Origin of the sequence: Streptomyces sp. NPDC126503 (assembly GCF_040302405.1) — a bacterium.
Classification (GTDB): Bacteria; Actinomycetota; Actinomycetes; order Streptomycetales; family Streptomycetaceae; genus Streptomyces; species Streptomyces gulbargensis.
The window spans coordinates 146,631-173,277 of sequence record NZ_JBEORS010000001.1; the positions used below are offsets into that span (position 1 = coordinate 146,631).

Here is a 26,647-nt window from a genome sequence, read left to right on the forward strand (position 1 = left end):
ACCTGAAACAACCATGCTCCTGGATATTTCATGTTGTCAAGTATCCGGGTAGGATGCTTCCCATGGCCACCTCTCCCGCGGACCCGCTCACTCTCGAAGTCGTCGAACTGATCGGCACGGTCGTGGCGCGGTACCACCAGGAGTACGAGGAGGCCGCGGCCGCCCACGCCCTCACCGGCGCGCAGGCCCGCGTCCTCGGCCTGCTCACCCTGGAGCCGACGCCGATGCGGAAGATCGCCACGAAGCTCCGGTGCGAGCCGTCGAACGTCACGGGGATCATCGACCGTCTGGAGACCCGCGGTCTGGTCGAACGCCGCCCCGACCCCGCCGACCGCCGCGTGAAGGTCGCCGCCCCCACCGCCGAGGGCCTCGCCACCGCGCGCCGCCTGCGCGAGTCCCTGCACTTCGCCCGCGAACCGCTCGGCGAACTGACCGACGTCGAGCGCACCCTCCTGCGGGACCTCCTCAAGCGGATGCTGGGCGAGGACGCGGCGGGGCGGGCCACGGGCTGAGGCCTTCGGCCCGGACCCGCCGGCCCCGCGTCAGGGCCGTACGCCGCCCCGAACCGGCGGGCGGCGGTCTAGACGCACCACCACAGGAAGCGGGTGCACTCCGGTTCGCTCGGGGACGGGGTGGGCGTGGGGGACGGAGACGTGGTCCTGGTGGGGGCGGGCGCGGTGGTGCCGCCCGGGGTGGGGCCCGGGTCCCCGGGGGCCGAGGTCGGCGCCGGGGCGCCCGGCGCGGTGGCCGTGGCCGGGGGCGGCGGGGTGACCTCCGGCGCGGTGGGGGACGGCGGGCCGGTGACCGTCGGCGACTCCTGGGGCGCGTCCCCGGCCCCCTCGCCCGTACCGGAGCCGGAGCCCGTGCCTTCGCCGGAGCCTGTGCCTGTGCCGGAGCCCGCGCCCGTGCCCGTGCCCGTGCCGGGGGCCGTACCGGAATCCGCGCCTTCGGGGTCGGTGCCGTGGCCGGTGGCGGTGCCGGCGCTCACCTGACGGGCGCGGGTGACCCCGGCGCTCGGGGAATCGGTCACGATGTCCGGGCCCGAGCCGTCCGGCTGCGCGGGGGTCCCCGTGGGGTCCGGTTCCGGCACGGCCTCCGGGGACGTCGCGACGGGCCGCTCCTCGCGCACGGCCGTGGCGGCGCCGCTGTCGTCCGGCTCGGCGAGGACCGTCCGCAGGACCGTCATCGTCCCGGCGGCGAGCACCAGCCCGAGCGTGCCCACGAGGACCGTACGGCCCCGGCGGCCACCTCCCCGCTTCCCCCGGCGCGCCCCCTCCCGGGCGCCACGCCGGCCACCGGGGGCGGGGCGCGGCGGGGCGACGACGTCCAGTTCGTAGACGTGCTCGGGCGGCACGTCGAGGTCCGGCTCGGCGGGGCCGGTGGGTTCCGCCGGGGGCGCGGCGGGTGTGCCGTACGGGGTGCCGTAGGAACCGTACGGGGCGGGAGCGGCGTACGGGCCGGGTGCGGCGGCCTCGCCGGAGGGGTGGGGGGCTTGCTGCCGCAGCTCCTGCGCGGGGATCCCGCACCCGGCACAGGCGAGGGCCCCGTTCAGATGCCGTCGGCACGGGTGGCAGTAGTCCATGGGGCACGCAGGCTATGCGCCACGGTACGGCCACAGCGAGACGGACAGGTGAGGATCCTGTGAGGAAACCCCAGGTCGGCGCGGGCCCGCCAGGTATCTCCCGCTTCGGGAAGAAACGTTCGTTCGCGCTTCCACCCGAACGGTGACCCGGCCGGGGCGGGAGGGAACCGGGGCCGCGGGAGGGCCCGCGCGCTCCCGCTCCGGCGCGGCCGGGCCCGGCCGGCCGCGGGCGTTCAAAGGGCCCGGAGGCCCCGGGCGGCTCAGCCCAGCGCGCGCCGCGGGCGGGGCGGTCGCACGATGCGAGAAGGACCGCGCAGCAGCACCGCGCGCCCGCCCGCGCCCACCACGACCCCCTCACCTCGCCCCGTGCCAGCACCGCACTCCGGAGGATCCGCCGTGACCGTCAGCCTGGAACAGTTGCGCCGTTGCCATGTCGCCGTCGACCTGGGAGCCGCCCGCACCCGGGTCTTCGTCAAGGGCGCCGGCCTCGTCGTCGACGAGCCGAGCGTCGCCGCCGTCAACACCCGCACCGGGGCGCTGATCGCCGTCGGCGCGCTGGCCGAGAAGATGACCGGCCGCACCCCCGACTACATCCGCGTCGTCCGCCCGGTCACCGGCGGCACCGTCGTGGACATCGAGATGGCACAGCGGATGCTCCGCCACCTCCTCGGCGAGAAGCTGCGCAGGCAGCTGCGCCGCAAGCCCCGGCTCCGCGCCGCCGCCTGCACCCCGCACGACAGCGACCCGCTCGCCCAGCGCGCCGCCGTGGAGACCCTGGTGGGCCTTGGGGCACGCCGGGTCGAGCTGGTCGACACGCTCATCGCGGCGGCGGTGGGGTGCGGCCTCCCGGTCGAACAGCCCACCGCCACCATGATCATGGTGTGCGGGGCGGCGACGACCCAGGTCGCGGTGCTCTCCCTCGGCGCGATCGTCACGGCCGAGCGCATCCCGGTCGGCGGCGACGCCATCGACCACGCCGTCATCCAGCACCTGCGCCACCACCACGAGCTGATGCTGCCGAGCCAGTCGGTGCGCCCGCTCCAACTCGCCCTGAGCGGCAACGGCCTGACGCCCCAGGGGCCGGCCTCCACCGAGATCCACGGCCGTGACGTGGCCACCGGCCTCGCCCGCTCGGTGACCGTGGACACGGCCGCCGTGCGGGAGGCGATCCACACCCCGCTGACGGCCGTCCTCGACGGCATCGGCAAGGTGCTGCGGGACTGCCCGCCGGACCTCGTGGCCGATCTCGCGGACCGCGGGATCATGATGGTGGGCGGCAGCGCGCTGCTGCCCGGTCTCGACCAGATGCTGCGCGAGGCGACCGGCATGCCGGTGCACATCGCCGAACGCCCGGACGTGTGCGCGGTCCTGGGGCTCGGGGCGATGCTGGAGGGCAGGATCCAGCCGATGGTGCTCGACCCGCTCACGGAGCGGGACCCGCTCTCGGAGGAGGCCTGAGCGCCACCGGCGGGGCGGGGACCGGCCGCCACCTCCCCCACGGGCGATTCGTACGACAATGAGACGATGACGATCGTGGACCGGGACCAGGACCGGGACGAGCGGGCCCCGGACGAGCGGGACGACGACGGCCGGGACGACGACGGCCGGGACGACGACGGCCGGGACGACGACGGCCGCGACGGGAACCCCTCCGGCGGCGCAGGACCCGGCCGGCTGCCCCTGCTGCTCGAAGCGGTCCTCGGCGTCGGCACGGACCTCGAACTCCGCGCCACGCTCCAGCACATCGTGGACTCCGCGACCGCGCTGACCGGAGCCCGCCACGGGGCGCTCGGGGTGATCGACCCCGAGCGCCACCGTCTCACCGAACTCTTCACCTCCGGCGGGCCGACGGAGGAACGGCCCGGCCTCCCCGGCGGCCTCGCCGCCCCCGCCCCGGACCTGCCCGGCGACGGCCCGTCCGTCCCGATCCGCGTGCACACCGAGGTCTTCGGTCACCTCCACCTCACCGGCAAGCCGGGCGGTTTCACCCCGGAGGACCAGGTGCTGCTGCGGGTCCTCGCCTCACAGGCCGGCATCGCCATCGGCAACGCCCGGCTGTACGAGACGGCCCGGCAGCGGGAGCGCTGGATCGACGGGGCGGCGGCCGTGACCACGGCCCTGCTCACCGGGGAGACCGCCGAGAACGCCCTGACGACCGTGGCCGAGCGGGCCAGGGTCCTCGCCGGGGCCGAGGCCGGCGTGGTCCTCCAGCCCACGGCCGAGGGCGGGATGGAGATCGTCGCCGCCTCGACCACCGGGGACCCCGGCGACCTGGTGGGGACGGCCATCGCGCCCGGCTCCCCCGTCCTGGTGCAGCTCCTCGGCGGGGAACCGGTCTTCGTGGAGGACTCGGCGACCGACCCGCGCATGACCACGCACGTACGGACCCGCTTCGGGCCCTCGATGATGCTGCCGCTGCGGAGCGGCGGACAGCTCATCGGCACCCTGGCCCTGCCCCGGCGGCGCGGCGGCCCGCCCTACACGGCGGTGGACCGGCTGCTCGCCTCGCAGTTCGCCTCGCAGGCGGCCCTGGCACTGGTCCTCGCGGACGCCCGTCACGACCGCGAGCGGCTCGCCGTCTTCGAGGACCGCGACCGGATCGCCCGGGACCTGCACGATCTCGTGGTCCAGCGGCTGTTCGCCACCGAGATGATGCTGGAGTCGACCCGGCGGCGGGCGGCCGCGTCCTCCGAGGAGAGCGCGCTGCTCGGCCGGGCCGTCGACGAGCTGGACTCCACGATCCAGGAGGTGCGGACGACGATCTTCGCGCTCCAGCAGCCGCCGGCCGACGCGCCGACCTCCTTCCGGGGGCAGGTGCTGCGGGAGACCGGCGGCGCGGCGGTCCTGCTCGGCTTCCAGCCGTCCGTGCACTTCTCGGGCGCGGTCGACACCCTCGTCGACGGGCCGACGGCCGCGAAGCTGCTCGGCGTCCTGCGCGGGGCGCTCGCGGCGGCCCACCGCAGGCCGGGAGTCGGCGCGATCACGGTCGAGGTGGGGGTGGGTGCGGAACCCGGGGCCGGGCCCGCTCGGGATTCCGGGGACGCGGGGCGGGGCGGCGCGTGGCTGCGGGTCACGGACGACGGGGAGCCCCCGACGACGGTCACCTGGCCCCGGCGGGCGGAGGCGTAGGAGGGGCGGGGCCCGGGGGCCGTCCCCGTACGGAGCAGTCCGGCGCGCCTCCCGCCCCGTACCGATCTTGACTGGAGGGGTGAACTCCGACGCGCAGACCCCGACCACGGCGGCCTACCGCAATCTGGCGGTGGCCACCGTCGGCTTCACCCTCACCTTCTGGGCGTGGGACCTCGTCGCGCCCCTCGCCGGCTGGTACGGCGACCGGCTCGGCCTCAGCTCCTTCCAGCAGTCGCTGCTCGTCGCGGTGCCCGTCCTGGTCGGCTCGGTGGGCCGCATCCCGGCCGGTGCGCTGACCGACCGGTACGGGGCGAGGGTGATGTTCCCGCTCGTCGCCGCGCTCACGATCGTCCCGGTGCTGCTCCTGACGGTGGTCAAGGACAGTTACGGCCTGCTGCTCGTGGTCGGTTTCCTCCTCGGCCTGGGCGGCACGACGTTCGCGATCGGCATCCCCCTGGTCAACTCGTGGTTCCCGCCCGCCAAGCGGGGCCTGGCGCTCGGGGTCTTCGGCATGGGCATGGGCGGGGTGGCCCTCTCCGGCTACTTCACGCCCCGGATCGCCGCGCACGGCGAGAACCTGCCGTTCTTCGTGGTCGCGGTGGCCCTCGCCGTGTACGCGGTCCTCGCCGTGTTCCTCCTGACCGACCGTCCGGACCGGCCGGTCCCCACCGCATCCCTCGCGACCCGGCTCGGTACGGCGGGCCGGCTGCGGGTGACGTGGGAGCTGTCGGCGCTGTACGCGATCGGCTTCGGCGGCATCGTCGCGTTCGGCGTCTACCTCCCCACGTACCTGAAGACCTGGTACGGCCTGGACCCGACCGACGCGGGCACCAAGGCCGCGGGGTTCGCCCTCGTCACGGTCGTCTTCCGGCCGATCGGCGGCTGGCTGTCGGACCGGGCGCACCCGGCGCTCGTGACGGCGTGCGCGCTGGGCGCGGTCGCGCTCCTCGCGATCGTCCAGGCCTTCGACCCGCGGCTGGATCCGGTGGGCACGATCGCCCTGCTGTGCATGGCCGCCGGCCTCGGCACGGCGAGCGGTTCGGTCTTCGCGCTCGTCGCGCAGGTCACCCCGCAGGCGCAGGTCGGCAGCGTGACCGGCATCGTCGGCGCCATGGGCGGCCTCGGCGGCTTCCTGCCGCCGCTGGTCATGGGCGCGATCTACAGCGCCAAGGACTCGTACTCGATCGGTTTCATGCTCCTGTCCGACCTGGCCCTCGCGGGCTGTGTGTACGCGTACGGGCGGATGCGCGGGCTCCGCCCGGGCGGCGGCGAGCCGGCGCGGGACCCGGCGAGGACGACGGCCGCCCGCCCCTGAGGACCCGGCCCCGGGATTCCGTTCCTCCCCGCCCCGGGCGCCCGCCCCGGCAGAATGCCTCACGTCAGTCCTCGTCCCCGACCCGAGGAGTACGACCGGTGAGTGCGCTCATCCCGGCCCTTGCGGCCCCGTCCGACCGGCCCGCGCTCCGGTGCGGCCCGGACACCCTGACGTACGCGGAACTGGCCCGGACCTCCGGCGCCCTGGCCGCCCGGATCGGGGACCTCGAACGGGTCGCCGTCTGGGCGACGCCGACCGCCCGGACGGCGGTGGCGGTCGTGGCCGCCCTCCTCGCGGGCGTACCGGCCGTCCCCCTCAACCCGCGCACGGGCGAGCGGGAACTCGCCCACATCCTCGGCGACAGCGCACCGGGGGCGGTCCTCGCGGGTCCGGACGACGTCCTCCCGCCCGGCCTGGCGGCGCTCCCCCGCATCGACGTGCCGGCCGGCGCGCCGCCCGCCCCGCGGGCCCCCGGGGCGGCTCCCCGTCCCGGCCGGGACGCGATCGACCCGGAGGCGACCGCCCTGGTCGTCTACACCTCCGGCACCACCGGCCCGCCCAAGGGCGTCCTGCTCTCCCGCCGGGCCGTCGCCGCCTCCCTCGACGCGCTCGCCGAGGCCTGGGACTGGACCGGGCGGGACGTCCTGGTGCACGCCCTGCCCCTCTTCCACGTCCACGGGCTCGTCCTCGGTGTCCTCGGCCCGTTGCGGCGCGGCGGCGAGATCCGGCACCTCGGGGCGTTCTCGGTGGAGGGCGTGGCCCGGGAACTGGGTGCCGGGGGCGGCACGATGCTGTTCGGTGTCCCGACGATGTACCACCGCCTCGCCGACGCGCTGCCCCACGACCCGGCCCTGGTGAAGGCGCTGGCGGACGCGCGGCTGCTGGTCTCCGGCTCGGCGGCTCTCCCGGTGCACGACCACGAGCGGATCACGGCGGCGACGGGGCGGGCCGTGGTGGAGCGGTACGGGATGTCGGAGACGCTCATGAACACGAGCGTCCGCCCGGGGGCCGAGCCGCGCCCCGGGACCGTCGGGACGCCGCTCCCGGGCGTGGAGCTGCGGCTCGTGGAGGAGGACGGCACGGTTCTCGGTGCGTACGACGGGGAGACGGTCGGTGAGGTGCAGGTGCGCGGCCCGAACCTGTTCTCCGGGTATCTGAACCGGCCGGAGGCGACCGCCGCGGCCTTCGACGGCGACTGGTTCCGCACCGGGGACATGGCGGTCCGGGAAGCCGACGGAACGATTCGCCTGGTGGGCCGCAAGGCGACCGACCTCATCAAGAGCGGCGGCTACAAGATCGGTGCGGGGGAGATAGAGAACGCGCTCCTCGACCACCCGGGCGTGCGCGAGGCGGCCGTCACCGGCGAGCCGGACCCCGACCTGGGCGAGCGGATCGTGGCCTGGGTGGTCCCGGCGGACGCCGCGGCGCCGCCTGCCGCGTCGGCGCTCGCGGACCACGTGGCCCGGCTGCTCGCCCCGCACAAGCGGCCCCGGACCGTCCGCTACCTGGACGCGCTGCCCCGCAACGACCTGGGCAAGATCCTCAAGAAGCGGTTGCCGGCCGGCTGAGCGGGGAAGGGGCGCGGCTCAGGGCGTGGGGTCGTGCGCGTCGTAGCGGCGGAAGCCACGCCCGTACGCGGCGAGGGCACCGATCGCGAGGACGCAGGCGATCCCGCCGCCGGTGATCGCGACGGCCGGGGAGGTGAGGTCCGCCACCGAGCCCGCGAGGAAGTCCCCGAGCCGGGGGCCGCCCACGACCACCACGATGAAGACGCCCTGGAGCCGGCCGCGCATCTCGTCCGGCGCGGCCACCTGCATCATCGTGCTGCGGAAGATCATCGAGGCGGTGTCGGCGTACCCGGCGAGGGCCAGCAGGAGCAGCCCCAGCCACAGTTCGCGGGTCAGCCCGAAGACGGCGATGGCGGTGCCCCAGCCGGCGACGGCGAGGAGGATCGCCTGCCCGTGGTGGCGGATACGGCTCTGCCAGCCGGAGAGCACGCCGCCGAGCAGCGCCCCGACCGCGGGCGCGGCGACGAGGAGTCCGGTGGTGCGGGCGTCGCCCCCGTACCAGAGGACCGCGACGGCCGGGAACAGGGCGCGCGGGTGGGCGAGGATCATGGCGCAGAAGTCCGAGAGGAACGTCATGCGCAGGTTGGGGCGGGTGGCGAGGAAGCGCAGACCGTCGAGGACGGAGGCCCGCCGTTTGCCGGTGCGGTCCGGGAGCATGGACGGCAGCCGCCACATCGCGTACAGGCTCGCGGAGAAGGCGAGGGCGTCGACCAGGTAGGCGGTCTGGTAGCCGGCGACGCCGACGATGAGACCGCCGAGGCTCGGTCCGACGAGCATGCCGAAGGTCGTGATCATCGAGTTGAGTGCGTTGGCGGCGCGCAGCTGCTCGGGCGGCAGGAGGCGGGGGACCATCGCGGTGCGGGCGGGCGAGTTCAGCGCGGCGCACACGGCCTGCAGGGCGACGATCCCGTACAGGAACCACACGTGGTGGAAGCCGGCGAACGCGGCGGCGGCGAGGGCGGCCGAGAGGACGGCGGAGCCGGAGGCGCTGGCGAGGCCCAGTTTGCGGCGGTCGACGGTGTCGGCGACGGCACCGCCGTAGAGGCCGAAGGCGACCAGGGGCACCAGCGAGAACAGACCGACGAGCCCGACGGAGAAGGTCGAGCCGGTGAGGTCGTACACCTGGAGGGAGATGGCGAGGGTCGTCATGCCCTGCCCGACCCAGGAGACGGTGCTCCCGAACCAGAGCCGGCGGTAGTGGGCGGAGGTCCGCAGCGGGGTGAGGTCGGCGAAGACCCTGCGCCGGCCCTCCTCTCGGGTGGCGGTCATGCGACGTCGTACCGCAGCTCGGGCCGGTCCCAGTGGATCCGCCCGCTCGCCCGGACGGTCCCGGTGCGGCGGGCCCCCGTGCGGAGGTAGAACTCCTCGGCCGGCGGGTGGGCCACCACCTTCACGGACGTGAGCCCGGCGGCCCGGGCCTGCTCGACCATGTGCGCCATCAGCAGGCGGCCGATGCCGAGGCCCTGGGCGCTGTCGGCGACGAAGGCGAGATCGAGTTCGGCCTCGTCGACGAGCAGCGCGTAGAAACCGAGGACGCGGTCGTCGGAGCCGTCGACGGCGACGTAGACCGGGTGGTGCTCGATGTACGCCGCGCCGACCTGGTAGCCGTCGACCATGGCGGCGTAGTCGCCCCGGTAGGCGCCCGAGCCGCGGACGAGCCGCGTGAGCCGCTTGGAGTCGTCGGCGGTGGCGCGCCGGAGGGTGATGTCGGGCATGGAGTGAGTATAGGGGCGTGAGGGCTGGGTGATCCTTACGTTTTGGCTTGGCGGGCGGGGCCCGGGCCGCGGGGCGGGTGGGGCCGGGGGGTGCGGGGGTCCGGGTCCTGGGGCGGGTCCGGGGCGCAGGACAGGGCGGGCCCGGGAGTGCGGGGGTCCTGGGGGTGGGCCGGGGCCCGGGCGTCCGGTTCCGGGGCGACGGGGCGGGCGGGGCGGGGCGGGGCGGGGCGGGGCGGCCGAGGCTGCCGTACGGTCCGGGGCCGCTCCGGACCGTACGGCCGAGAGGGAGGAACGGACCCGGCGGACGGCCCGGGCGGTGCGGCCGACGCGGTCGTGCGGTCAGGTCCCGGCCGGGGCCGCCAGGCCGAGGCGGGGCGGGAGGGCGGCGCCCCGGGCGGAGGCGGTGGTGAAGGCGGGCTCGCCCAGGGCGGCACGGGCCGCCGCTTCCGCGCGGTCGACGTCCGCCCGTTCCGCCGGCGCCAGCGGCGCTCCCGTCGCGGCGCGCAGGGCCTCCGCCGCGCCGAGCAGGAGCGCCGCGCCCCGGGGCCGGCCCACCGGGACGAGCACGGAGGCCAGTCCCTCCAGGGCGAGGGCGACCGCCCGCGGGTCCCCGGAGGCGAGCGCCGTCGCGTACCCCTCGGTCTGGAGCGCGAGGGCTTCCGCCAGATCACCGCGGGCGAGCGCCGAGAAGCCCAGTTCGGCCAGGATCAGCCCGTTGGCGTGGTCGAGGCCGACCGACCGGTGCCAGTCGAGGACCTCCCGCATGTGCCCCTCGGCCTCCGCCGTCCTCCCTTCACGCCGGGCGCCGAGCCCGAGCCCGAGGACCGCGTTGATCTCGGCCGCGCGGAAGCCGACCTCGGCGGCCCGCTCCCGCGCCGCCTCGTGATAGGCCCGCGCCTCGGCGAAGTCGCCCCGCAGCAGGGCCGTACGGCCGAGCCCGGCCAGCAGGTCGGGCACCTCGGTGGTGAGCCCGAAGCTCTCGGCCGCCGCCAGGCCGGCCCGCTTGAGCCGGTCGGCCCGCTCGTAGGCGCCCCGGACCTCGGCGACGGTCGCCAGCGGGTACACCGTCCAGAGCCGGCAGCAGGCGTCGCCAAGCTCCTCGAACAGCGCGTCGGCGCGCGCCGCGTCGGCCTCCGCGCCCGCCAGGTCGCCCCGGAGCAGCCGCTGGACGGAGCGGTCGGCGAGCGCCGCCGCCTCGCCCCAGCGGTCGCCCGCCGCGCGGAAGCCGTCGAGCGCCCGGCCGGTGAGACCGGCTCCCTCGACCTGGCCGCCGGTGCCGCAGAGGGCGTGGGCGAGGAACCAGCGCGCCCAGGGACGGCCCCCCTCGTCGTCGGTGGCGTCGTGCGCGGCGAGGGCCTCGGTGATGCGGTGGGCCCGGTCGGTGCCGTCGCCGCCCATGACGGCGAGCCCGGTGCGCCAGATCTCCACGCGGGCCCGGAGGCCGGCGAGTTCGGGGGCGTCGGTGCCGGGCGCGCGGAGCGCGGCGGTCGCGGACCGCAGCCCCTCGCCGAGCCGCCCGCGCAACACCCAGTACCAGGCGAGCGCGTCCACGAGCCGCAGCGCGGCCCCGGGGTGTGCGCGGGACCCGGCCGCCTGCGGGGCGGTGTCCGGCCGGGCGGTCGCGGCGTACGACGGGTCGGGGGCGCCGTACCCGGACAGGGGCTTCCCGGGGGCGGCGTACCCGGAAGCGGAGGGTCCGCCGTCGTCCAGGCCGAGGGCGCGGTCGAGGGCGGCCCTGAGGTTGGGGGTCTCCGCGTCGAGGCGGGCGAGCCAGCGGCGCTGGGCGGGACCGCGCAGGGCGGAACGGGCCGTCTCGGCGAGGCGCGTGTAGTGGGCGAGGTGACGGGCGCGGACCGGCTCCCGCTCGCCCGCGTCCCGCAGCCGCTCCAGGCAGTACGCGGCCACCGATTCGAGCAGCCGGTAACGGGGCCCCTCCGGGCCGTCGACCGCGACGACGAGCGAGCGGTCGACGAGCCGCGCGAGGAGCCCGAGGACGTCCCCGGGGGCCACGCCGTCGCCCGCGCAGACCTCCTCGGCGGCGGACAGGGTGCAGCCCTCGGCGTGGACGGCGAGGCGGCGCAGGACGGTCCGCTCCGGGTCGCCGAGCAGCTCCCAGCTCCAGTCGATGACGGCCCGGAGGGTCTGCTGCCGGACGGGGGCGCCGCGCAGGCCCGCGTCGAGCAGGCGGAACCGGTCGTCGAGCCGTTCGAGGAGCCCGTGCACCCCGAGGGCGCGGACGCGGGTCGCGGCGAGTTCCAGGGCGAGCGGGATGCCGTCGAGGCGGCGGCAGACGGCCCGTACGGCCTCCAGGGCCTCGTCGTCGAGAGCGAGGCCGGGCGCCGAGGCCGTGGCCCGGGCGACGAAGAGTTCGGCCGCGCCCTCCGGGTCGAGGGGCTCGACGGCCCACAGGGTCTCGCCGGCGAGGGCCAGCGGTTCCTGGCTGGTCGTGAGGACGGTGAGGCCGGGGGCGGTGCGCAGGAGCTGTTCGGCGAGGGAGGCGGCTTCGTCGACGACGTGCTCGCAGTTGTCCAGGACGAGCAGGACGCGACGGCCGTGCAGCACCTCCGCGAGCCGTTCGGCGGTGGTGGGCGGGCGTCCCTCGCCCCGGAGCAGCCCCCAGGCGCCGCCGTCGCGGAGTTCGAGAGCGGCGGCGACGACCTCCGCGAGCTCGCCGCCCGCGCCGGCGAACTCGACCAGCCACACCCCGTCGGGGAAGTCCTCGCGCAGCCGCGCGGCCGCCTCCACGGCGAGCCGGGTCTTGCCGACGCCGCCGGGCCCGGTGAGGGTGACGAGCCGCCGCTCCCGCAGCAGCGCCCGTACCTCCTCCACGGCCTTCTCGCGCCCCACGATCCCGGTCAGGGGCACGGGGAGGTTGCCGCGAGGCCCCGGCCCGCGCACCTCGGCCGGCACCGGTACCGGCCCGGATGCCGGGACCGGCGAGGCGGATGCCGGGACCGGCGAGGCGGATGCCGGGACCGGCGAGGCGGATGCCGGGAACGGGGCGGAGAGTGCGGGGTCCTGGCGGAGCATCGCCGTGTGCAGGGCGGCGAGTTCGGGGCCCGGGTCGAGTCCGAGTTCCCCGGCGAGCAGGGCACGCAGCTCCTCGTACCCGGCGAGCGCCTCGCTCTGGCGCCCGGCCCGGTACAGCGCCCGCAGGTGGACGGCCCTGAGCCGCTCCCGCAGCGGATGAAGGGCGACGAGCTCCGTCAACTCGCCCACGACGGCGTCCGCTTCGCCCAGCGCCAGGCGCGCCTCGGCCAGCATCTCGCGGGCGACGAGCCGCTCCTCCTCCCACCGGTCCGCCGCGGCCCGCGCGAAGGGCTGGTCCGCGAAGTCCGCGAACGCCGGACCCCGCCACAGCCCGAGCGCCTCGGTGAGCAGCCGGACCCGCTCGCGCGGATCTCCGGCGGCCCGGGCGCGGGCGGTCAGTTCCGCGAACAGGTGGGTGTCCAGGGCCCCTTGGGGCACGGCAAGCAGGTATCCGGGGGCCCGGCTCACGACGAGTTCCCGGCCGCCGGGCTCCGCCTCCTCCAGGGCGCGGCGCAGTTGGGACACCTTCGCCTGGAGGGCCCGCGGGGGGTTGCCGGGCGGTTCGTCGCCCCACAGCGCGTCCACGAGCCGGTGGACGGCGGCCGGCCGTCCGGCGTCGGCCAGCAGGGCGGCTAGCAGGGTGCGCACCTTGCGCTCGGGGACCCGTACCGCCCGACCGTCCTCGGTCCGCACGGCCGTCTCCCCCAGCACCCTGAATCGCATGGGCCCACCGTAACCCGGCCCGAACGGCCCCGAACCGGACCCGAACGCGGCCCGAACCGGACCCGAACACCCGCCCCGCAGAGTCGTCCCTGTCAGCACGGAACACCAGCCGGGGAGTACGACGATGAGCAGCACGACGACCGACCGCACGACCACGAACGACACGACCACGAGCCACACGACTTCGAACCGCGCGGTCACGAACGACAGGCCGCTGTCGGGCAGGACCGCCCTCGTCACGGGAGCGAGCCGGGGCATCGGCCGGGCGATCGCCCTCCGGCTCGCCGCCGACGGCGCCCGGGTCGGCGTCCACTACGCGAGCAACGAGACGGCGGCGAAGGAGACGGTCGCCGCGATCGAGGAGGCGGGCGGCAGCGCCTTCGCCCTCCGGACCGAGCTGGGCGTCCCGGGTGACGCCGAGGCCCTGTGGCGGGCCTTCGACGCGCACGCGGACGGCGTGGACGTCCTCGTCAACAACGCCGGGATCGCCGGTCCCGGCCTGATCCACGAGGTCGGGGAGGCGGACTACGACCGGGTCTTCGCGGTCAACGCCAAGGCACCGTTCTTCATCATCCAGAAGGGCCTGGAGCGACTGCGCGACGGCGGCAGGATCATCAACATCTCCTCCGGCGTCACCAAGGTCGCCTTCCCCGGCATGACCTCGTACGCCGCGTCCAAGGGCGCCGTCGAGGTCCTGACGCTCACCCTCGCGCAGACGCTCGGCTCCCGGGGGATCACGGTCAACGCGGTCTCGCCGGGCACGATCGAGACCGACATCCACCCGTGGATGTCGGATCCGGCGGCCAAGGCGCACGCCGCGGGCTTCTCCGTCTTCGACCGGGTGGGACAGCCGGAGGACGTCGCCGACGTGGTCGGCTTCCTCGCCTCCGACGCGGCCCGCTGGGTGACCGGCCAGAACATCGACGCGAGCGGCGGCTCCGGCCTCGGCCTCTGACTCCCCCGGATCCCCCTCCCCCGCCCCCCACCCCTCTCGCCCCACTCCGAGATTCTCCCTGGAGTCGACATGACGACCACCCGTCACGCCCTGCTCGTCCTCGCCCACCCCCGTTCCGACTCGCTCACCGCCCAGGTCGCGGCCCGGGTGCGCGCCCGGCTCGACGAGGCGGGCCACACCGTCGACGTACTCGACCTGTACGCCGAGGGGTTCGACCCGGCCCTGCGGCCGGCCGACGAGCCGGACTGGGAGGACCGGGAGAAGGTCTACTCCCCCGTCGTCCGGGCCCACATGGACCGGATGCTCGCGGCCGACGACATCGTCGTCGTCTTCCCGGTGTGGTGGTTCTCGGTCCCCGCCATCCTCAAGGGCTGGATCGACCGGGTGTGGAACTACGGCTTCGCGTACGGGCGCAGCCGGCCCCGCCTGGCGGGCAAGCGGCTGCTGTGGCTGGGGCTGATGGGCGGGACGGCGGAGCAGATCGGCAGCATGGGCACGGAGACGGTGCTCGACACGACGCTGCGGGTCGGACTCTCGGCCTGGTGCGGGATCCCCGACGCCACGGTCCACGTCCTGTACGGCTCCGAACTCTCCTCGGTCTCCCCCGGGCTGCGGCCGGCGCGGGTGGCGGAGCTGCTCGCCGACGCCGAGCGCGCCCTGGCCGCGAAGCTGGCCGAGACACCGGGAGGGGTGCTCGCGCGATGACCACGACGACGGCTTCCGTCCCCGTGGACGTTCCGCCCCGGGCGGGGGTCCGCGCGTGGCTCGGCCTGGCGGTCCTCCTGCTGCCGGTCACGCTGATGACGGCCGACCTCGGCGTGCTGTGGCTCGCCACCCCGTACCTCTCGGCCGACCTCCGGCCCAGCGGCGCCCAGCTGCTCTGGATCACCGACATCTACGGCTTCCTGACCGCGGCGACGCTGGTGGTGATGGGGACGCTGGGGGACCGCTACGGCCGGCGGCGGCTGCTGATGGCGGGCTCGGCCGGGTTCCTGCTCGCCTCGCTCCTGGCCGCGTACGCGCCGAACGCCGGGACGCTGATCGTGGCCCGCGCCCTGCTCGGGGTGGCCGGAGCGGCCGTCCTGCCGTCGACGCTCGCCCTGATCAGTCACATGTTCGCGGACGCCCGGCAGCGGGCGACGGCCATCGCGATGTGGGTGACGGCACTTTCGGTGGGCCTGGCGATCGGGCCGGTGATCGGCGGGGTGCTGCTGGCCTCCTGGTGGTGGGGCTCGGTGTTCCTGATGGGTCTGCCGGTGATGCTGGTGGCGCTGGTCGCGGTCCCGCCGCTGGTGCCGGAGTACCGCGATCCGCGGCCGGGGCGGCTCGACCCGGCGAGCGTCGTCCTCTTCCTGCTCGCGGTGCTTCCGCTGGTGTACGGGGTGAAGTCGCTCGCGGCGCACGGTCCGACGGGGGAGGCGGCGGGCGCGTTCGTCCTCGGCGCGGCGTTCACGGTCCTCTTCGTCCGGCGGCAGAACCGTCTGGAGGCCCCGCTGCTCGACCTGCGCCTCTTCCGGAGCAGGGCCTTCACGGGCGCGCTGCTGACCCTGCTGCTCGGGATGGCGGCGCTCAACGGGGTGGAGTACCTGGTCCCGCAGTACCTCCAGGCGGTCGCCGGGCTGCCGCCCCTGGAGGCGGGGCTGTGGCTGCTGCCGGGGGCGGCGGGCCTGATCGCCGGTTCGCAGCTGACGCCGTGGGCGGCGCGGCGCGTCCGGCCCGCGTACGTCCTCGCCGGCGGGCTGCTGGTCTCGCTCGCCGGGTACGCGGCGCTCGCCCTGGCCTCCGGGGTGACCGTGGCCGCCCTCGGCCTGGCCGTGATCATGTTCGGCGTGGCGCCGATCAGCGTCCTGGGCACGGCGCTCGCGGTCGGCGCGGCCCCGCCCGAGAAGGCGGGCGCGGCGGCCGCCACCGGCCAGACCGCCTACGACCTGGGCCTCGCCCTCGGGATCGCGGTGACGGGCAGCGCGGCCGTCGCCGTCTACCGGGGCGCGGTTCCGGCGGACGCGCCGGCGGCGGCCCGCGAGAGCGTGGGCGCGGCGGCCTCGGTGGCGGGGGACGGGGAGCTGCTCGCGGCGGCCCGGGAGGCGTTCACGACGGCGCTGCAGGCCGCGTCGGCGCTGAGCGCGGCCTTCGCCCTGGTGACGGCGGCCCTGGTGCTGGTCCTGCTGCGCGGGGTCCCGCGCATCCGCTGAGGGGCCGGCCCCCGGGGCCGCGTCCGGAAGGCTGCGCCCCGGCCCGGCCGGATCCGGAGGTCAGACCCTAGTCGCACGCCCTGAGGCCGTCCGGATCGACGCTGTCGAGCCGGACGGCCAGGGCGTTGAGCCGGTCGCGGAGCTCGACGATCTCGGCGAGGTCGAGGCCCGTGGCGGCGGCGATCCGGCGGGGCACGCCGAGGGCCTTCGCGCGGAGCTCCGCCCCGGCGGGGGTGACCCGCGCGGTGACGGAACGCTCGTCCTCGGTGCTGCGCCGCCGCTCCACGTATCCGGCCGCCTCCAGCCGCTTGAGCAGCGGCGACAGGGTGCCGGAGTCGAGCCGGAGCCGTTCCCCGAGGCCCTTCACGGGCAGCTCGCCGTGTTCCCAGAGGACGAGCATGACCAGGTACTGGGGGTAGGTGAGCCCGAGGTCCTTGAGCGCCTCGCGGTAGACACCGTTGAAGGCGCGGGTGGCCGCGTGCAGCGAGAAGCAGATCTGGTGGTCGAGGCGGAGGAATTCTCCGTCCGGGACGGTGTCGAGCGTCTCCATGCCTCCCAGGATACGCGACCACGCATCACACGCGATTGAGTTGTGCACAACTGAATAGTGCGATATCAATGAACCAGCACGCACTCCGGACGCAGCACCGGGCACCCCCGCCGAGAGGAACAGGAACCCATGGACGCGATCTACACCGCCGTCGCCACCGCCAACGGCCGCGAGGGCCGCGCCGTCAGCTCCGACGGCCACATCGACCTCCCCCTCGCCCACCCGCAGGCGCTCGGCGGGAACGGACAGGGCACGAACCCGGAGCAGCTCTTCGCCGCCGGTTACGCGGCCTGTTTCGCCAGCGCCATGGGCGTGGTCGCCCGCCAGGAGAAGATCGACATCTCGGACGCCTCCGTCACCGCCGAGGTCTCCATCGGCAAGGACCCGGCGGACGGCGGCTTCGGACTGGCGGTCGTGATGCGCGCCGAGTTCCCCGACCACCTCCAGGGCGAGGCCGGCCGGACCCTCCTGGAGAAGACGCACGCCTTCTGCCCGTACTCCAAGGCCACGCGCGGCAACATCCGGGTCGAGCTCGTCGTGGAGTGACCCGTCCCCTTCCTACGGCAGAACCCCCGGCGCACCCTTCGGTGCGCCGGGGGTTCTGCCGTTCCGGTACGAGAACGGCACCAGGGATTCGCCGGCCGTACGGCGGGCAGTCATGGGACGGCCGCCGGGAGGTGGCGGCGGGGGGCTGTCCTTGGGTCGCCCGCCACGGACACGCGTCCCGCGCGCGCCGGGGCCGAAACGCACGGGCACCACGCGCACCACAGGCACCACACGCCCGGCCGGCCCTCCCGGCACGACCCGCACCAGGCACCCCGCACCCACCCCGTTCCCTACCCCTCCGGAGGACACCCCCCATGGCCGACCTCGACCGCCGCCGGTTCCTCAAACTCGCCGGCGGCGCCGCCGCGTTCAGCGCCCTGTCACAGAGCATCGCGCGCGCCGCGTCCATACCGGCGCAGGGCGCCACCGGCACCCTCCAGGACGTCGAGCACATCGTCGTCCTCATGCAGGAGAACCGTTCCTTCGACCACTACTTCGGCGCGATGAAGGGCGTACGGGGCTTCGGCGACCCGCGGCCCGTGACGCTGCCCAGCGGGAAGTCGGTCTGGAACCAGTCGGACGGCCGCAAGGTGACCCTGCCGTTCCGGCCGCCGAGCGACGACCTCGGGATGGAGTTCCTGCAGGGCCTCAACCACGACTGGGCGGGCGGCCAGAAGGCCTTCAACAAGGGCCGGTACGACCAGTGGATCCCGGCCAAGACGCCAGCGACGATGGCGTACCTGACACGCGAGGACATCCCCTTCCACTACGCGCTGGCGGACGCCTTCACGATCTGCGACGCGTACCACTGTTCGTTCATCGGCTCGACCGACCCGAACCGCTACTACATGTGGACCGGCCACACCGGGAACGACGGCACGGGCGGCGGCCCCGTCCTCAACAACGCCGAGGCGGGCTACGGCTGGAAGACGTACCCCGAACGCCTGGAGGCGGCCGGGATCTCCTGGAAGATCTACCAGGACGTCGGCGACGGCCTCGACGCCGCCGGCCACTGGGGCTGGATCAACGACGCCTACCGCGGCAACTACGGCGACAACTCGCTGCTGTACTTCAACACCTACCGCAACGCCCAGCCCGGCAACCCCCTCTACGACAAGGCCCGCACGGGCACGAACGCCAAGGCGGGCGAGGGCCTCTTCGACAAGCTGCGCGCCGACGTCCAGGCGGGCACCCTCCCCCAGGTCTCCTGGATCGCCGCTCCCGAAGCCTTCACCGAGCACTCCAACTGGCCCTCGAACTACGGCGCCTGGTACATCGCGCAGGTCCTCGACGCGCTGACCTCGAACCCGGACGTGTGGGCCCGTACGGCCCTGTTCCTCACGTACGACGAGAACGACGGCTTCTTCGACCACGTCGTCCCGCCCTACGTCCCCGCCTCGGCGGCCCAGGGCCTGTCGACCGTCCCCACCGCACTGGACCACTTCCCGGGGAAGACGGGGTACGTGGCCGGCCCGTACGGTCTCGGTCCGCGCGTCCCGATGATCGTCGTCTCCCCCTGGTCGAAGGGCGGCTACACCTGCTCCGAGACCTTCGACCACACCTCGATCATCCGCTTCATGGAACGCCGCTTCGGCGTCCACGAGCCCCAGATCTCGCCCTGGCGGCGCGCCGTCTGCGGCGATCTGACCTCCGCCTTCGACTTCACGCGTACGGACCCGGGGGCGGCCCCGCTCCCGCCGACCGACGGCTACTACCCGCCGGACCGGAACCGTCATCCCGACTTCCTCGCCACCGCGCCGGCCGTCGGCACGATGCCCCGCCAGGAACCGGGCGCCAAGCCCACCCGGCCGCTGCGGTACGCCCCGTACGTCGACGGCGCGGCGGACACCGCGGCGGGCACGTACCGCCTGACGTTCGGCGGGGGTCCCGCCGCGGGCGCCCAGTTCTACGTGACCTCGGCGAACCGCACGGACGCCCCCTGGACGTACACGACGGAGGCCGGGAAGTCGCTCACGGACAGCTGGAACACCACGTACTCCAAGGGCCTCACGGACCTCACCGTCCACGGCCCGAACGGTTTCCTGCGCCGCTTCCGCGGGCCCGGCAAGACCGCGTGTCCCGAGGTCACCGCCCGCCACAACGCCACCACGGGCAACCTGGACCTCACCTTCACCAACCCCACCACGGCCGACGCGCGACTCACGGTCGCGAACGCCTACGGCGGCACCCCGCAGACCGTCGCCGTCCCGCGCGGCGCGACGGTCCGGCTGACGCTCGACCTGGCCGGGAGCCACCGCTGGTACGACGTCACCGTCACCTCCGCCACCAGCGCGGAGTTCCTGCGCCGCCTGGCCGGCCATGTGGAGACCGGCGCCCCGGGCCGCTCGGACCCGGGCCTGCTGACGTACTGACCGGCCCCTTACTGCTGGACCGCCGTGCGCCCCGGCAGCGCCGGGGCGCCGGTGACGCCCATCACGAGGGAGTAGAGGGTGGTGTCGGCGGTGATGAACAGGCGGTTCCGCTTGGCGCCGCCGAAGCGGATGTTGGAGACGACGTCGGGGACGAGGAGGCGGCCGAGGAGCGTGCCGTCGGGGTCGTAGCAGTGGACGCCGCCGTCCATGGCGGCGGCCCAGAGCCGGCCGCCGTCGTCGAAGCGGATGTTGTCGAAGTTGCCGGTGGAGCACTCCGCGAAGACCCGGTCCCCGGCGAGGCCGCCGTCGTCCCGGACGTCGAAGACCCTGATGTGGTTGGCCCGGCTGTCCGAGACGTACAGGCGGCTCTCGTCGAGCGAGAAGACGAGCCCGTTGGGGCCCTGGAAGCCGTCGGCGACGAGCCGTACCTCCCCGCTCGCGGAGTCCACGCGGTAGACGTTGCAGGCGCCGATCTCACTCTCGGCGCGGTGGCCCTCGTAGTCGGAGGTGATCCCGAAATCGGGGTCGGAGAACCAGATCCAGCCGTCCGACCTCACCACCGCGTCGTTGGGGCTGTTGAACCGCTTGCCCCGGAAGCGGTCGGCGATCACGGTGACCGAGCCGTCGTGCTCGGTCCGGGTGACCCGGCGGTTGCCCTGTTCGGAGGTGACGAGCCGGCCCTCGCGGTCGAGGGTGTTGCCGTTGGGGTGGCCGGCGGGGGAACGGAAGACACCGACCGTGCCCGTGGTCTCGTCCCAGCGGAGCAGCCGGTCGTTGGGGATGTCGCTCCACAGCAGGTACCGCCCGGCGGGCACGTACACCGGGCCCTCGGCCCATCGGCAGCCCTCGTACAGGACCTCCAGGCGGGAGTCGCCCGCGTGGCACCTGCCCGTACGGAACCGGTCGTCGAGGATCTCGTACACCTGCGGTCGCTCGCCTGACATGCCGTCACTCCGTCTCATGGGACCGAACGTTGCTCCGATGATCACAGCATAGGCAGAATGGAGTACGGCAGATCAAGGAAAACACCGAAGGAGATCCGATGGACGACACCGACCGGCGCCTGCTGGCCCTCCTCCAGGAGGACGCCGCCACGCCGTACGCGGCCCTCGGCCGGGCCGTCGGCCTCTCGGCGGGCGCCACCCACGAACGGGTCCGCAAACTGCGGGAGCGCGGCGTCATCCGCCGCACCTCCGTCGACGTCGACCCGGCGGCGCTCGGACGCGGCGTGCTCGCCTTCGTCATGGTGGACTCGACGGCCTGGATGGGCGACTCGGGCGAGCGCTTCGCCGCCCTCCCCGAAGTCCTGGAGGCCCACGTCATCGCCGGCAGCGCCTCCGTCCTCCTGAAGGTCCGCACGGAGACGACGCAGCAGCTCCAGGACGTCCTCCGCCGCGTCTACACCATCGACGGCGTGAGCGGCACCCGGGCCACGGTCGTCCTGGAAACCTTCTTCGAACGCCCGGTCACGCCCTGAGTACGGCCACCCGCTTCCTGAGTACGCCCCCGGATACCGGACCACCCCGCCCGCTGGTGGAGTGACCTCATGACCGCGCTCCCCGACCTCGCCCTCACCCCGGACACCCACCCGACCTGGTGGAAGGCCCCCCTGTTCGCCACCCTCCCCGGACTGCCGCTCCAGATCGGCCTGTTCACGGCGGCGACGGCCTCCGGGTGACCGGCCCCGGCGACGTGGCGTGGGGGCATCGCCTTCTGGAACTCGGTGACGACCGGATCGGGCCGGTGATGTGCCGAAGGAATGCGTGCGGCAGCCGGGGGAAATCAGCCACCCCGTCAATGTCGGCCGGATCGGAGTTTCTGAGCGCGATTCCGGTCCGTAAGTTACTCGAGGGACCACCGGCGGGGGAGATTCATGGCTTGGGACGAATGGGAGCGGATCAAGGCGGACGCGACCGCCCAGCAGTCCGCGTCGACGCGGCTGAACCAGGTTGCCCCCGGAGCAGGAGATGGAGGCGCCGGCAGGCCGGACATGGCCTCCAGCCCGGCGGCCAAGAAGGCGGCCGCGAAGGCGATCGGTGAGGACATGGAGCCGGGGGTCACCCGGGACGGCAAACACGCTGCCGAGAGCACGAACGCGGCGGTCAAGGAGTTCGGACCGAAGGACGGCCACGGCTGGGAAACGTCCAGCGCCCTGAAGAGGGCGCAGGAGACCTGGGAGAAGCAGGTCAGGATGCTGCTCGGACGCCTGGCCTCGGAGCGGCAGGCCCTGAGCGCGACCGGTATCAGCTTCCGGAGCAACGAACTCGACACCACCGCGCGCCTGGCCCGGCAGTCGCGGATCGACGGCATCTGACGGGCGGGACCGGTTCCAGGGGGAAACGTGCCGACCTATCACGAGGTAATGAGCACCGACCTGTCCAGGCTCACCGCCTGCGCGGGGAAATGGGAGGAGATGGCGGCCAAGTTCCGGACACTCGCGGAGCAGTACGAGAAGGAGATCCACGGCGTCCCGCTCGGCGAAGTCTGGATCGGCGTGAGCGCCCAGGCCGCCAACGACAGGTTCACCGTCACCCTGCGGGAGCTCCAGGGGGCGCAGAAGGAGGCGAAGGCCGTCGCCGCCGTCCTCCGTGACGCACACACGCAGCTCGCCGAGCTGTGCAACCGGGTCAAGGCGGTCCGTGCCGACGCCGTCAAGGCCGGCATGTACGTCTCCGACCAGGGCACCGTCTCCTTCGACACCGCACAGCTCACGCAGGCCGAGCGCACGGCGTTCGCTCACGACCCCGACCTCCAGCAGGCCGCCCGTGCCCAGGCGAACCAGTGGACCGAAAAACTCCTCCGAGCGGTCAGGGCGGTCACCGACGCCGACGACGGCATCCGCATGGCCCTCGATGCCGCCGTCCTCGATGCCGACCCCATGGACGGCACCTTCAACGGCTTCAACCGGAACCCCCGGACCAGCCCTTACCCGTCCCTGGAGGAGGCCGGCAAAGCCGCCAACATGCCGAAGGACCGCAAAGACGTCCCGGCCTGGTGGCGGAGCCTCGACCCGGTCACTCGCGGCATCCTGCTCCAGGAACGGGGCGACGAGCTGCGAGCGGCAGGAATCATGGACCCGCGGTACCAGTGGCATTCGGCCGACCCGGGCTCCGGCCCCTTCAACGTCGAAGACCCCACACCACGGGACGTGCAGTTTCACGCCTTGGCCCTCGGTCTCGCCACGGTGGGCGACATCACCGGAGAGACAGCGGCCTCCCGGAACATGCTGCACTACCTGCGGGGCACCGGCGAAACCCTCGACCTTGACGTGGACCGCATGCTGCACGACGATGCCGCCTTCCGGTCCGACATCGAGGAGGTCCATATCGCACGGAACCAGGATGAGTGGCACATGAAGGCGCTGGCCGAATTCGAGAAGGCCGGAGGCGACAAGCCCGTCGCCATCCCCGTGGAGAGTCATCAGTACGGCGGTACGTTCACCAAGGACACCGACTGGTACCACGCAGTGGGGTCAAGCCAGCAGACCATCTCGGGCATGGTCACAGTCAGACCCGGCGAGGATGGCAAGCCTCACGTGTCACTGGATTACCAGGTCAATGTCTGGGACCGCTACAACTGGGACAAAGGCAAAGACACGCCCTTCCTCGAAGGGATCGTCATCAAGGACGACGATCTGGGCCACCTGCACACCGTCGGCATCGCCCAGGAGTTCGACATGCGCGGTAGCAGCTCGACGTTCACCCACGACTTGAGCGGCGACGCAAGCCCTACGGTGAAACCTGCCGACCCGGGGCGATCGGGTGGCCGTGGGGACGTCTCGCGGGGCGACGAGGAGAACCGGTGAAGGTGGGACGGCAGGCACGCGGAAGCCTCGTCGTGGCGCTCATGTCCGCGCTGCTGCTCACGTCCTGCTCGACCGGGACCACCGGCAGCACGACCCGCGACAGCACGTACTGGGAGAAGGGCGCCGGCGCCGCCGAAGCGGCCGCGTACATGAAGATTCAGATTCCCAAGGGCGCGACGGACGTCAAGGGCGCCGTGCGGGTCAACCCGCGGGAAGACGACTACATCCTCTCCTTCCGTACCGACAGAACCACCGCGGCCCGGATCGCCGAGGATCTGCGCTCCGAAGAGCCGCCGGCGCCATGGGGCATCAAAGCGACGCAGGAGTCCGAACTGTTCGGACACCTTGGACTCGCCGAGCCGAAGACGCTCAAGGATTCCCTCTGGGCGGGTGTCTGCCCGCCGTGCGTCAAGGACGACCGGCGCCGCCACGTCGCCTGGATGGAGATCTACATCGAGAACCTGGGCGCCGAGCGGACCCGGGTGTACCTCCACGCCTTCTGACCCGGAAACGGGCGCGGCCCATGGATCGAACCCGGGCGCCGCGGCCGTACGCGGGTGGCGTGCGCGCGTCCGGGTGACCTCGGCGTGTCGTTCCCCTGGGGGAGGCCGGCCCGGGGGGACCGTGGATGCGGTCGGCGGGAGGCAAAACCTTCCTGCGTCCACGATCACGTGGTGGGGCGGGTGGGACTCGAACCCACGGCCGACGGATTATGAGTCCGCTGCTCTAACCGGCTGAGCTACCGCCCCGGACGGTGACGCGCGTACATGTGTGCGCGCCGTCTGCCGCAGCATAGCCGCTCATACGATCTCCTGCTCCGGATGATCGGCTCTGCTCGCGGTGGAAGACTCCGGGGCGGGCCGGACGGTTCCCCCGGACGTGAAAAAGGACCCCGAAGGGTCCTCTTCCGTGTGGCTCCCCCGGCTGGACTCGAACCAGCAACCCTCCGGTTAACAGCCGAATGCTCTGCCAATTGAGCTACAGGGGATCGCGCTCCCCCGACTGGACTCGAACCAGTAACCTGCCGGTTAACAGCCGGCTGCTCTGCCAATTGAGCTACAGGGGATTGCTGCGTGTGCACCGAACGGAGCCGGGCCGGGGGCTCCCGGTGGGCGCTCGCTCGCTGCGAGACATACATTAGCGCAAGCAGGGGGGTGCTCCGCCAATCGGTATCCCCAGGGTCTCCAGGGAAGGATCGAGCCGTGCGGTACAAGCTGACGTTCGTCGCGGGACTTGCCCTCGGGTACGTGATCGGGACGCGTGCCGGGCGCGAACGCTACGAGCAGTTGAAGAAGGCCGCGAAGGGGTTCTCCGAGAACCCCGCCGTGCGCAACGCCGCGGAGTCCGCCGCGCAGACCGGGCGGGAGTTCGCGGGGAAGGCCGCGCACGTGGTGGGTGACCGGGTCGGTGACCGGCTGCCGCCGTCCGTGAGCGACCGGGTGCACGCGCTGCGGGACCGCAGCCGCGGGAACGGGAGGGTCCCCAGGGACGACGACTGGGGCACCAGCAACACCTGACTCCGGCGGACCGCCCCGCCGGGGTCCGGAGTGCGGCAGAATCATGTGTCATGGGGATAGTCGCCGGACTGGACAGCTCTGCGGAGTTCACACGCATCGTCGTCTGTGACACGGACACGGGTGCCGTGCTGCGGCAGGGGTACGCCCCCCACCCCGGCGAGCCGAAGGCCGCCGACGTCGACCCGCAGTCCTGGCTGCTGTCGCTCGGGGAGGCCGCCACCGGCGGGCTCCTGGAGGGTGTGGAGGCCATCGGCGTCTCCGCGCAGCAGCACGGGGTCGTCCCGCTCGACGCGCAGGGCGCCCTCGTGCGCCCCGCGCTGGTCGGCAACGACAAGCGGGCGCAGGTCGCCGCCGCGGAGCTCGTGGAGTCGCTGGGCGGGCGGGAGGCCTGGAGCGAGGCGGTCGGCACCGTCCCTCGGGCCGGGCTGCCGGTCGCCAAGCTGCGCTGGCTGGCCCGTACCGAACCCGAGCAGGCCCGGCGGGTGGCCATGGTGCTCCAGCCGCACGACTGGCTGGTGTGGCAGCTCCTCGGCCGGCCCGTGCGCCGGACCACCGACCGGGGGGCGGCCTCCGGCACCGGCTACTGGTCCGCCCGCACCGGGGCGTACCGTCCCGACCTGGTCGAGCTGGCCCTCGGGCACCAGGCCGCGCTGCCGGAGGTCCTCGGGCCGGCCGAGCCCGCCGGTACGACGCCCGAGGGGCTGCTGATCTCGGCCGGTACGGGCGAGACGATGGCCGCCGCCCTCGGTCTGGGCCTCGGCGCGGGGGACGCGGTCGTGTCGCTGGGCGCCTCCGGTTCCGTGATGGCCGTCCACCACGAGGCCCTCGCCGAGCCGGGCGGGGCCATCACCTCCTTCGCCGACGCCACCGGCATGCACCTGCCGGTCGTGTCCACCTCCAACGCGGTACGGGCCCTGCGCGGCACCGCCGAGATGCTCGGGCTCGACTCCTTGGAGGAGCTCTCCGCGCTCGCCCTGAAGTCGACGCCCGGCGCTTCCGGGCTGGTGCTGCTGCCCTATCTGGAGGGCGAGCGGACCCCGAACCTGCCGCACACCGCCGGGACGCTCAGCGGACTGCGCCGGGAGTCGATGAAGCCCGAGCACCTGGCCCGGGCCGCGTTCGAGGGCATGTTGTGCGCGCTGGCCGACGCGATGGACGTGCTGCGCGGGCGCGGGGCCGAGGTCCGGCGGGTCTTCCTGCTGGGCGCTGCGGCGGCCCTCCCGGCGGTGCAGGCGCTCGCGCCCGCCCTGTTCGGCGCGCGGGTCGTCGTCCCCCAGCCGGCCGACTACGCGGCGCTGGGCGCGGCCCGGCAGGCGGCCTGGGCGCTCGGCGTGGCGCGCGGCGCCCTCGCCCCGACCGCTCCGCCGGCCTGGCAGGGCGCCGCCGCCCAGGTCCTGGAGCCGGGTGACGACCTGGCGGTGGGCCAGTCGGTCCGGCAGCAGTACGTCGCCACCCGGGAGCAGATCCACCCCGGGGCCTTCGCCGGCTGAGCGGCGGCCGCCGCACCCGGAACCGGGGCTCCGGCCCCGGCCCCGTACCCCTCGTTCCGCGCGGTCGGGTGAGACCCGCACCGGCGAAGGGGTGACGCGGCGACGCGGCGGGGAAAACCGAGTCGTAACGGCCCGGGGGTGCGGGCGATAGTAGGAGC

General features: G+C 74.2%; 23 protein-coding genes and 3 tRNA genes. 17 read left to right on the top strand and 9 right to left on the bottom strand.

Translation table 11 applies throughout. The features are described 5' to 3' along the window. The first annotated feature begins 62 nt into the window (after positions 1–62). Positions 63–512 carry a MarR family winged helix-turn-helix transcriptional regulator gene (locus ABTY40_RS00780; RefSeq protein WP_352057539.1) on the top strand — a complete coding sequence of 150 codons (450 nt, stop codon included), beginning with the start codon at positions 63–65 and terminating at the stop codon, positions 510–512. 68 nt (positions 513–580) lie between these two features. On the opposite strand, the gene ABTY40_RS00785 is transcribed toward ABTY40_RS00780, so the two are convergent. Further along, positions 581–1,582 (bottom strand): SCO2400 family protein, encoded by a 1,002-nt coding sequence (locus ABTY40_RS00785; RefSeq protein ID WP_352057540.1) that lies wholly within the window; start codon positions 1,580–1,582, stop codon positions 581–583. A gap of 396 nt (positions 1,583–1,978) precedes the next feature. Here ABTY40_RS00785 and ABTY40_RS00790 point away from each other — a divergent pair, with 396 nt between their 5' ends. The 4 genes from ABTY40_RS00790 (at position 1,979) to ABTY40_RS00805 (ending at position 7,594) form a co-directional block, all read left to right on the top strand. Further along, entirely contained in the window at positions 1,979–3,040 is a 1,062-nt protein-coding gene (locus ABTY40_RS00790; RefSeq protein WP_352057541.1) for a rod shape-determining protein, read from the top strand. Between the two features lie 66 nt (positions 3,041–3,106). Further along, positions 3,107–4,711: a sensor histidine kinase gene (locus tag ABTY40_RS00795; RefSeq protein WP_352057542.1), complete on the top strand. Its 1,605-nt coding sequence runs from the start codon at positions 3,107–3,109 to the stop codon at positions 4,709–4,711. Positions 4,712–4,790: 79 nt separating this feature from the next. Continuing rightward, positions 4,791–6,026 (top strand): MFS transporter, encoded by a 1,236-nt coding sequence (locus ABTY40_RS00800; protein ID WP_352057543.1) that lies wholly within the window; start codon positions 4,791–4,793, stop codon positions 6,024–6,026. A 98-nt stretch (positions 6,027–6,124) separates the two neighbouring features. Continuing rightward, on the top strand, positions 6,125–7,594 hold the full coding sequence (locus ABTY40_RS00805) for an acyl-CoA synthetase (RefSeq protein WP_352057544.1): 1,470 nt from the start codon (positions 6,125–6,127) through the stop codon (positions 7,592–7,594). 18 nt (positions 7,595–7,612) lie between these two features. Here the strand turns inward: ABTY40_RS00805 and ABTY40_RS00810 are convergent, their stop codons facing one another. The 3 genes from ABTY40_RS00810 to ABTY40_RS00820 form a co-directional block, all read right to left on the bottom strand. Then, positions 7,613–8,863 (bottom strand): MFS transporter, encoded by a 1,251-nt coding sequence (locus ABTY40_RS00810; protein WP_352057545.1) that lies wholly within the window; start codon positions 8,861–8,863, stop codon positions 7,613–7,615. Next, positions 8,860–9,309, bottom strand: coding sequence for a GNAT family N-acetyltransferase (locus ABTY40_RS00815; protein WP_352057546.1), 450 nt, complete (start codon positions 9,307–9,309; stop codon positions 8,860–8,862). Before ABTY40_RS00815 ends, ABTY40_RS00810 begins: the two co-directional genes overlap by 4 nt. Before the next feature lie 339 nt (positions 9,310–9,648). Further along, on the bottom strand, positions 9,649–13,062 hold the full coding sequence (locus tag ABTY40_RS00820; protein WP_352057547.1) for an AfsR/SARP family transcriptional regulator: 3,414 nt from the start codon (positions 13,060–13,062) through the stop codon (positions 9,649–9,651). Positions 13,063–13,186: 124 nt separating this feature from the next. Between ABTY40_RS00820 and ABTY40_RS00825 the strand changes: the two genes are divergently transcribed. The 3 genes from ABTY40_RS00825 (at position 13,187) to ABTY40_RS00835 (ending at position 16,209) form a co-directional block, all read left to right on the top strand. Continuing rightward, positions 13,187–14,017, top strand: a complete 831-nt coding sequence (locus ABTY40_RS00825) for an SDR family oxidoreductase (RefSeq protein WP_352057548.1) — start codon at positions 13,187–13,189, stop codon at positions 14,015–14,017. A gap of 69 nt (positions 14,018–14,086) precedes the next feature. Beyond that, complete coding sequence (locus ABTY40_RS00830; protein WP_352057549.1) at positions 14,087–14,722, top strand: NAD(P)H oxidoreductase; 636 nt, start codon at positions 14,087–14,089, stop codon at positions 14,720–14,722. Continuing rightward, positions 14,719–16,209, top strand: coding sequence for an MFS transporter (locus tag ABTY40_RS00835; RefSeq protein ID WP_352057550.1), 1,491 nt, complete (start codon positions 14,719–14,721; stop codon positions 16,207–16,209). The genes ABTY40_RS00830 and ABTY40_RS00835 overlap by 4 nt, the downstream gene beginning before the upstream one ends. Positions 16,210–16,276: 67 nt before the next feature. Here the strand turns inward: ABTY40_RS00835 and ABTY40_RS00840 are convergent, their stop codons facing one another. Then, positions 16,277–16,759 (bottom strand): MarR family winged helix-turn-helix transcriptional regulator, encoded by a 483-nt coding sequence (locus tag ABTY40_RS00840; RefSeq protein ID WP_352057551.1) that lies wholly within the window; start codon positions 16,757–16,759, stop codon positions 16,277–16,279. 129 nt (positions 16,760–16,888) lie between these two features. Between ABTY40_RS00840 and ABTY40_RS00845 the strand changes: the two genes are divergently transcribed. Both ABTY40_RS00845 and ABTY40_RS00850 read left to right on the top strand, forming a co-directional pair. Continuing rightward, complete coding sequence (locus ABTY40_RS00845; protein WP_309054730.1) at positions 16,889–17,305, top strand: organic hydroperoxide resistance protein; 417 nt, start codon at positions 16,889–16,891, stop codon at positions 17,303–17,305. A 314-nt stretch (positions 17,306–17,619) separates the two neighbouring features. Further along, positions 17,620–19,677, top strand: a complete 2,058-nt coding sequence (locus ABTY40_RS00850; protein WP_352057552.1) for a phosphocholine-specific phospholipase C — start codon at positions 17,620–17,622, stop codon at positions 19,675–19,677. Positions 19,678–19,685: 8 nt separating this feature from the next. Here ABTY40_RS00850 and ABTY40_RS00855 read toward each other — a convergent pair whose 3' ends face one another. Continuing rightward, on the bottom strand, positions 19,686–20,621 hold the full coding sequence (locus ABTY40_RS00855) for an SMP-30/gluconolactonase/LRE family protein (protein WP_352057553.1): 936 nt from the start codon (positions 20,619–20,621) through the stop codon (positions 19,686–19,688). 98 nt (positions 20,622–20,719) lie between these two features. Between ABTY40_RS00855 and ABTY40_RS00860 the strand changes: the two genes are divergently transcribed. From ABTY40_RS00860 to ABTY40_RS00880, 5 genes are all read left to right on the top strand, one after another. Further along, positions 20,720–21,154, top strand: a complete 435-nt coding sequence (locus ABTY40_RS00860; RefSeq protein ID WP_352057554.1) for an Lrp/AsnC family transcriptional regulator — start codon at positions 20,720–20,722, stop codon at positions 21,152–21,154. 69 nt (positions 21,155–21,223) lie between these two features. After that, positions 21,224–21,355 carry a hypothetical protein gene (locus ABTY40_RS00865; RefSeq protein ID WP_352057555.1) on the top strand — a complete coding sequence of 44 codons (132 nt, stop codon included), beginning with the start codon at positions 21,224–21,226 and terminating at the stop codon, positions 21,353–21,355. 195 nt (positions 21,356–21,550) lie between these two features. Beyond that, positions 21,551–21,991: a hypothetical protein gene (locus tag ABTY40_RS00870; protein ID WP_352057556.1), complete on the top strand. Its 441-nt coding sequence runs from the start codon at positions 21,551–21,553 to the stop codon at positions 21,989–21,991. Between the two features lie 48 nt (positions 21,992–22,039). Further along, the gene (locus tag ABTY40_RS00875; protein WP_352057557.1) at positions 22,040–23,482 is read left to right on the top strand and encodes a hypothetical protein; all 1,443 of its coding nucleotides are present in this window, start codon (positions 22,040–22,042) and stop codon (positions 23,480–23,482) included. A 2-nt stretch (positions 23,483–23,484) separates the two neighbouring features. Continuing rightward, positions 23,485–23,985, top strand: coding sequence for a hypothetical protein (locus ABTY40_RS00880; protein WP_352057558.1), 501 nt, complete (start codon positions 23,485–23,487; stop codon positions 23,983–23,985). Positions 23,986–24,154: 169 nt separating this feature from the next. On the opposite strand, the gene ABTY40_RS00885 is transcribed toward ABTY40_RS00880, so the two are convergent. The 3 genes from ABTY40_RS00885 to ABTY40_RS00895 all read right to left on the bottom strand — a co-directional run bounded on the left by ABTY40_RS00885 (position 24,155) and on the right by ABTY40_RS00895 (position 24,548). Beyond that, positions 24,155–24,231: transfer RNA gene (locus ABTY40_RS00885), tRNA-Ile, on the bottom strand. A gap of 163 nt (positions 24,232–24,394) precedes the next feature. Continuing rightward, positions 24,395–24,470 (bottom strand) — tRNA-Asn (locus ABTY40_RS00890). Between the two features lie 5 nt (positions 24,471–24,475). Then, a tRNA-Asn gene (locus ABTY40_RS00895) sits at positions 24,476–24,548 on the bottom strand. 136 nt (positions 24,549–24,684) lie between these two features. Between ABTY40_RS00895 and ABTY40_RS00900 the strand changes: the two genes are divergently transcribed. Beyond that, entirely contained in the window at positions 24,685–24,999 is a 315-nt protein-coding gene (locus tag ABTY40_RS00900; RefSeq protein WP_345283519.1) for a YtxH domain-containing protein, read from the top strand. A gap of 50 nt (positions 25,000–25,049) precedes the next feature. Continuing rightward, positions 25,050–26,489 (top strand): FGGY family carbohydrate kinase, encoded by a 1,440-nt coding sequence (locus ABTY40_RS00905; RefSeq protein ID WP_352057559.1) that lies wholly within the window; start codon positions 25,050–25,052, stop codon positions 26,487–26,489. Positions 26,490–26,647: the final 158 nt, after the last annotated feature.

Excerpts from the sequence above, each read along its gene's own strand:
- ABTY40_RS00780 (WP_352057539.1), top strand. The coding sequence starts at position 63 with ATGGCCACCTCTCCCGCGGACCCGCTCACTCTCGAAGTCGTCGAACTG.
- ABTY40_RS00785 (WP_352057540.1), bottom strand. The coding sequence starts at position 1,582 with ATGGACTACTGCCACCCGTGCCGACGGCATCTGAACGGGGCCCTCGCC.
- ABTY40_RS00795 (WP_352057542.1), top strand. The coding sequence starts at position 3,107 with ATGACGATCGTGGACCGGGACCAGGACCGGGACGAGCGGGCCCCGGAC.
- ABTY40_RS00810 (WP_352057545.1), bottom strand. The coding sequence starts at position 8,863 with ATGACCGCCACCCGAGAGGAGGGCCGGCGCAGGGTCTTCGCCGACCTC.
- ABTY40_RS00815 (WP_352057546.1), bottom strand. The coding sequence starts at position 9,309 with ATGCCCGACATCACCCTCCGGCGCGCCACCGCCGACGACTCCAAGCGG.
- ABTY40_RS00820 (WP_352057547.1), bottom strand. The coding sequence starts at position 13,062 with ATGCGATTCAGGGTGCTGGGGGAGACGGCCGTGCGGACCGAGGACGGT.
- ABTY40_RS00825 (WP_352057548.1), top strand. The coding sequence starts at position 13,187 with ATGAGCAGCACGACGACCGACCGCACGACCACGAACGACACGACCACG.
- ABTY40_RS00830 (WP_352057549.1), top strand. The coding sequence starts at position 14,087 with ATGACGACCACCCGTCACGCCCTGCTCGTCCTCGCCCACCCCCGTTCC.
- ABTY40_RS00835 (WP_352057550.1), top strand. The coding sequence starts at position 14,719 with ATGACCACGACGACGGCTTCCGTCCCCGTGGACGTTCCGCCCCGGGCG.
- ABTY40_RS00840 (WP_352057551.1), bottom strand. The coding sequence starts at position 16,759 with ATGGAGACGCTCGACACCGTCCCGGACGGAGAATTCCTCCGCCTCGAC.
- ABTY40_RS00845 (WP_309054730.1), top strand. The coding sequence starts at position 16,889 with ATGGACGCGATCTACACCGCCGTCGCCACCGCCAACGGCCGCGAGGGC.
- ABTY40_RS00850 (WP_352057552.1), top strand. The coding sequence starts at position 17,620 with ATGGCCGACCTCGACCGCCGCCGGTTCCTCAAACTCGCCGGCGGCGCC.
- ABTY40_RS00855 (WP_352057553.1), bottom strand. The coding sequence starts at position 20,621 with ATGTCAGGCGAGCGACCGCAGGTGTACGAGATCCTCGACGACCGGTTC.
- ABTY40_RS00860 (WP_352057554.1), top strand. The coding sequence starts at position 20,720 with ATGGACGACACCGACCGGCGCCTGCTGGCCCTCCTCCAGGAGGACGCC.
- ABTY40_RS00865 (WP_352057555.1), top strand. The coding sequence starts at position 21,224 with ATGACCGCGCTCCCCGACCTCGCCCTCACCCCGGACACCCACCCGACC.
- ABTY40_RS00870 (WP_352057556.1), top strand. The coding sequence starts at position 21,551 with ATGGCTTGGGACGAATGGGAGCGGATCAAGGCGGACGCGACCGCCCAG.
- ABTY40_RS00875 (WP_352057557.1), top strand. The coding sequence starts at position 22,040 with ATGAGCACCGACCTGTCCAGGCTCACCGCCTGCGCGGGGAAATGGGAG.
- ABTY40_RS00905 (WP_352057559.1), top strand. The coding sequence starts at position 25,050 with ATGGGGATAGTCGCCGGACTGGACAGCTCTGCGGAGTTCACACGCATC.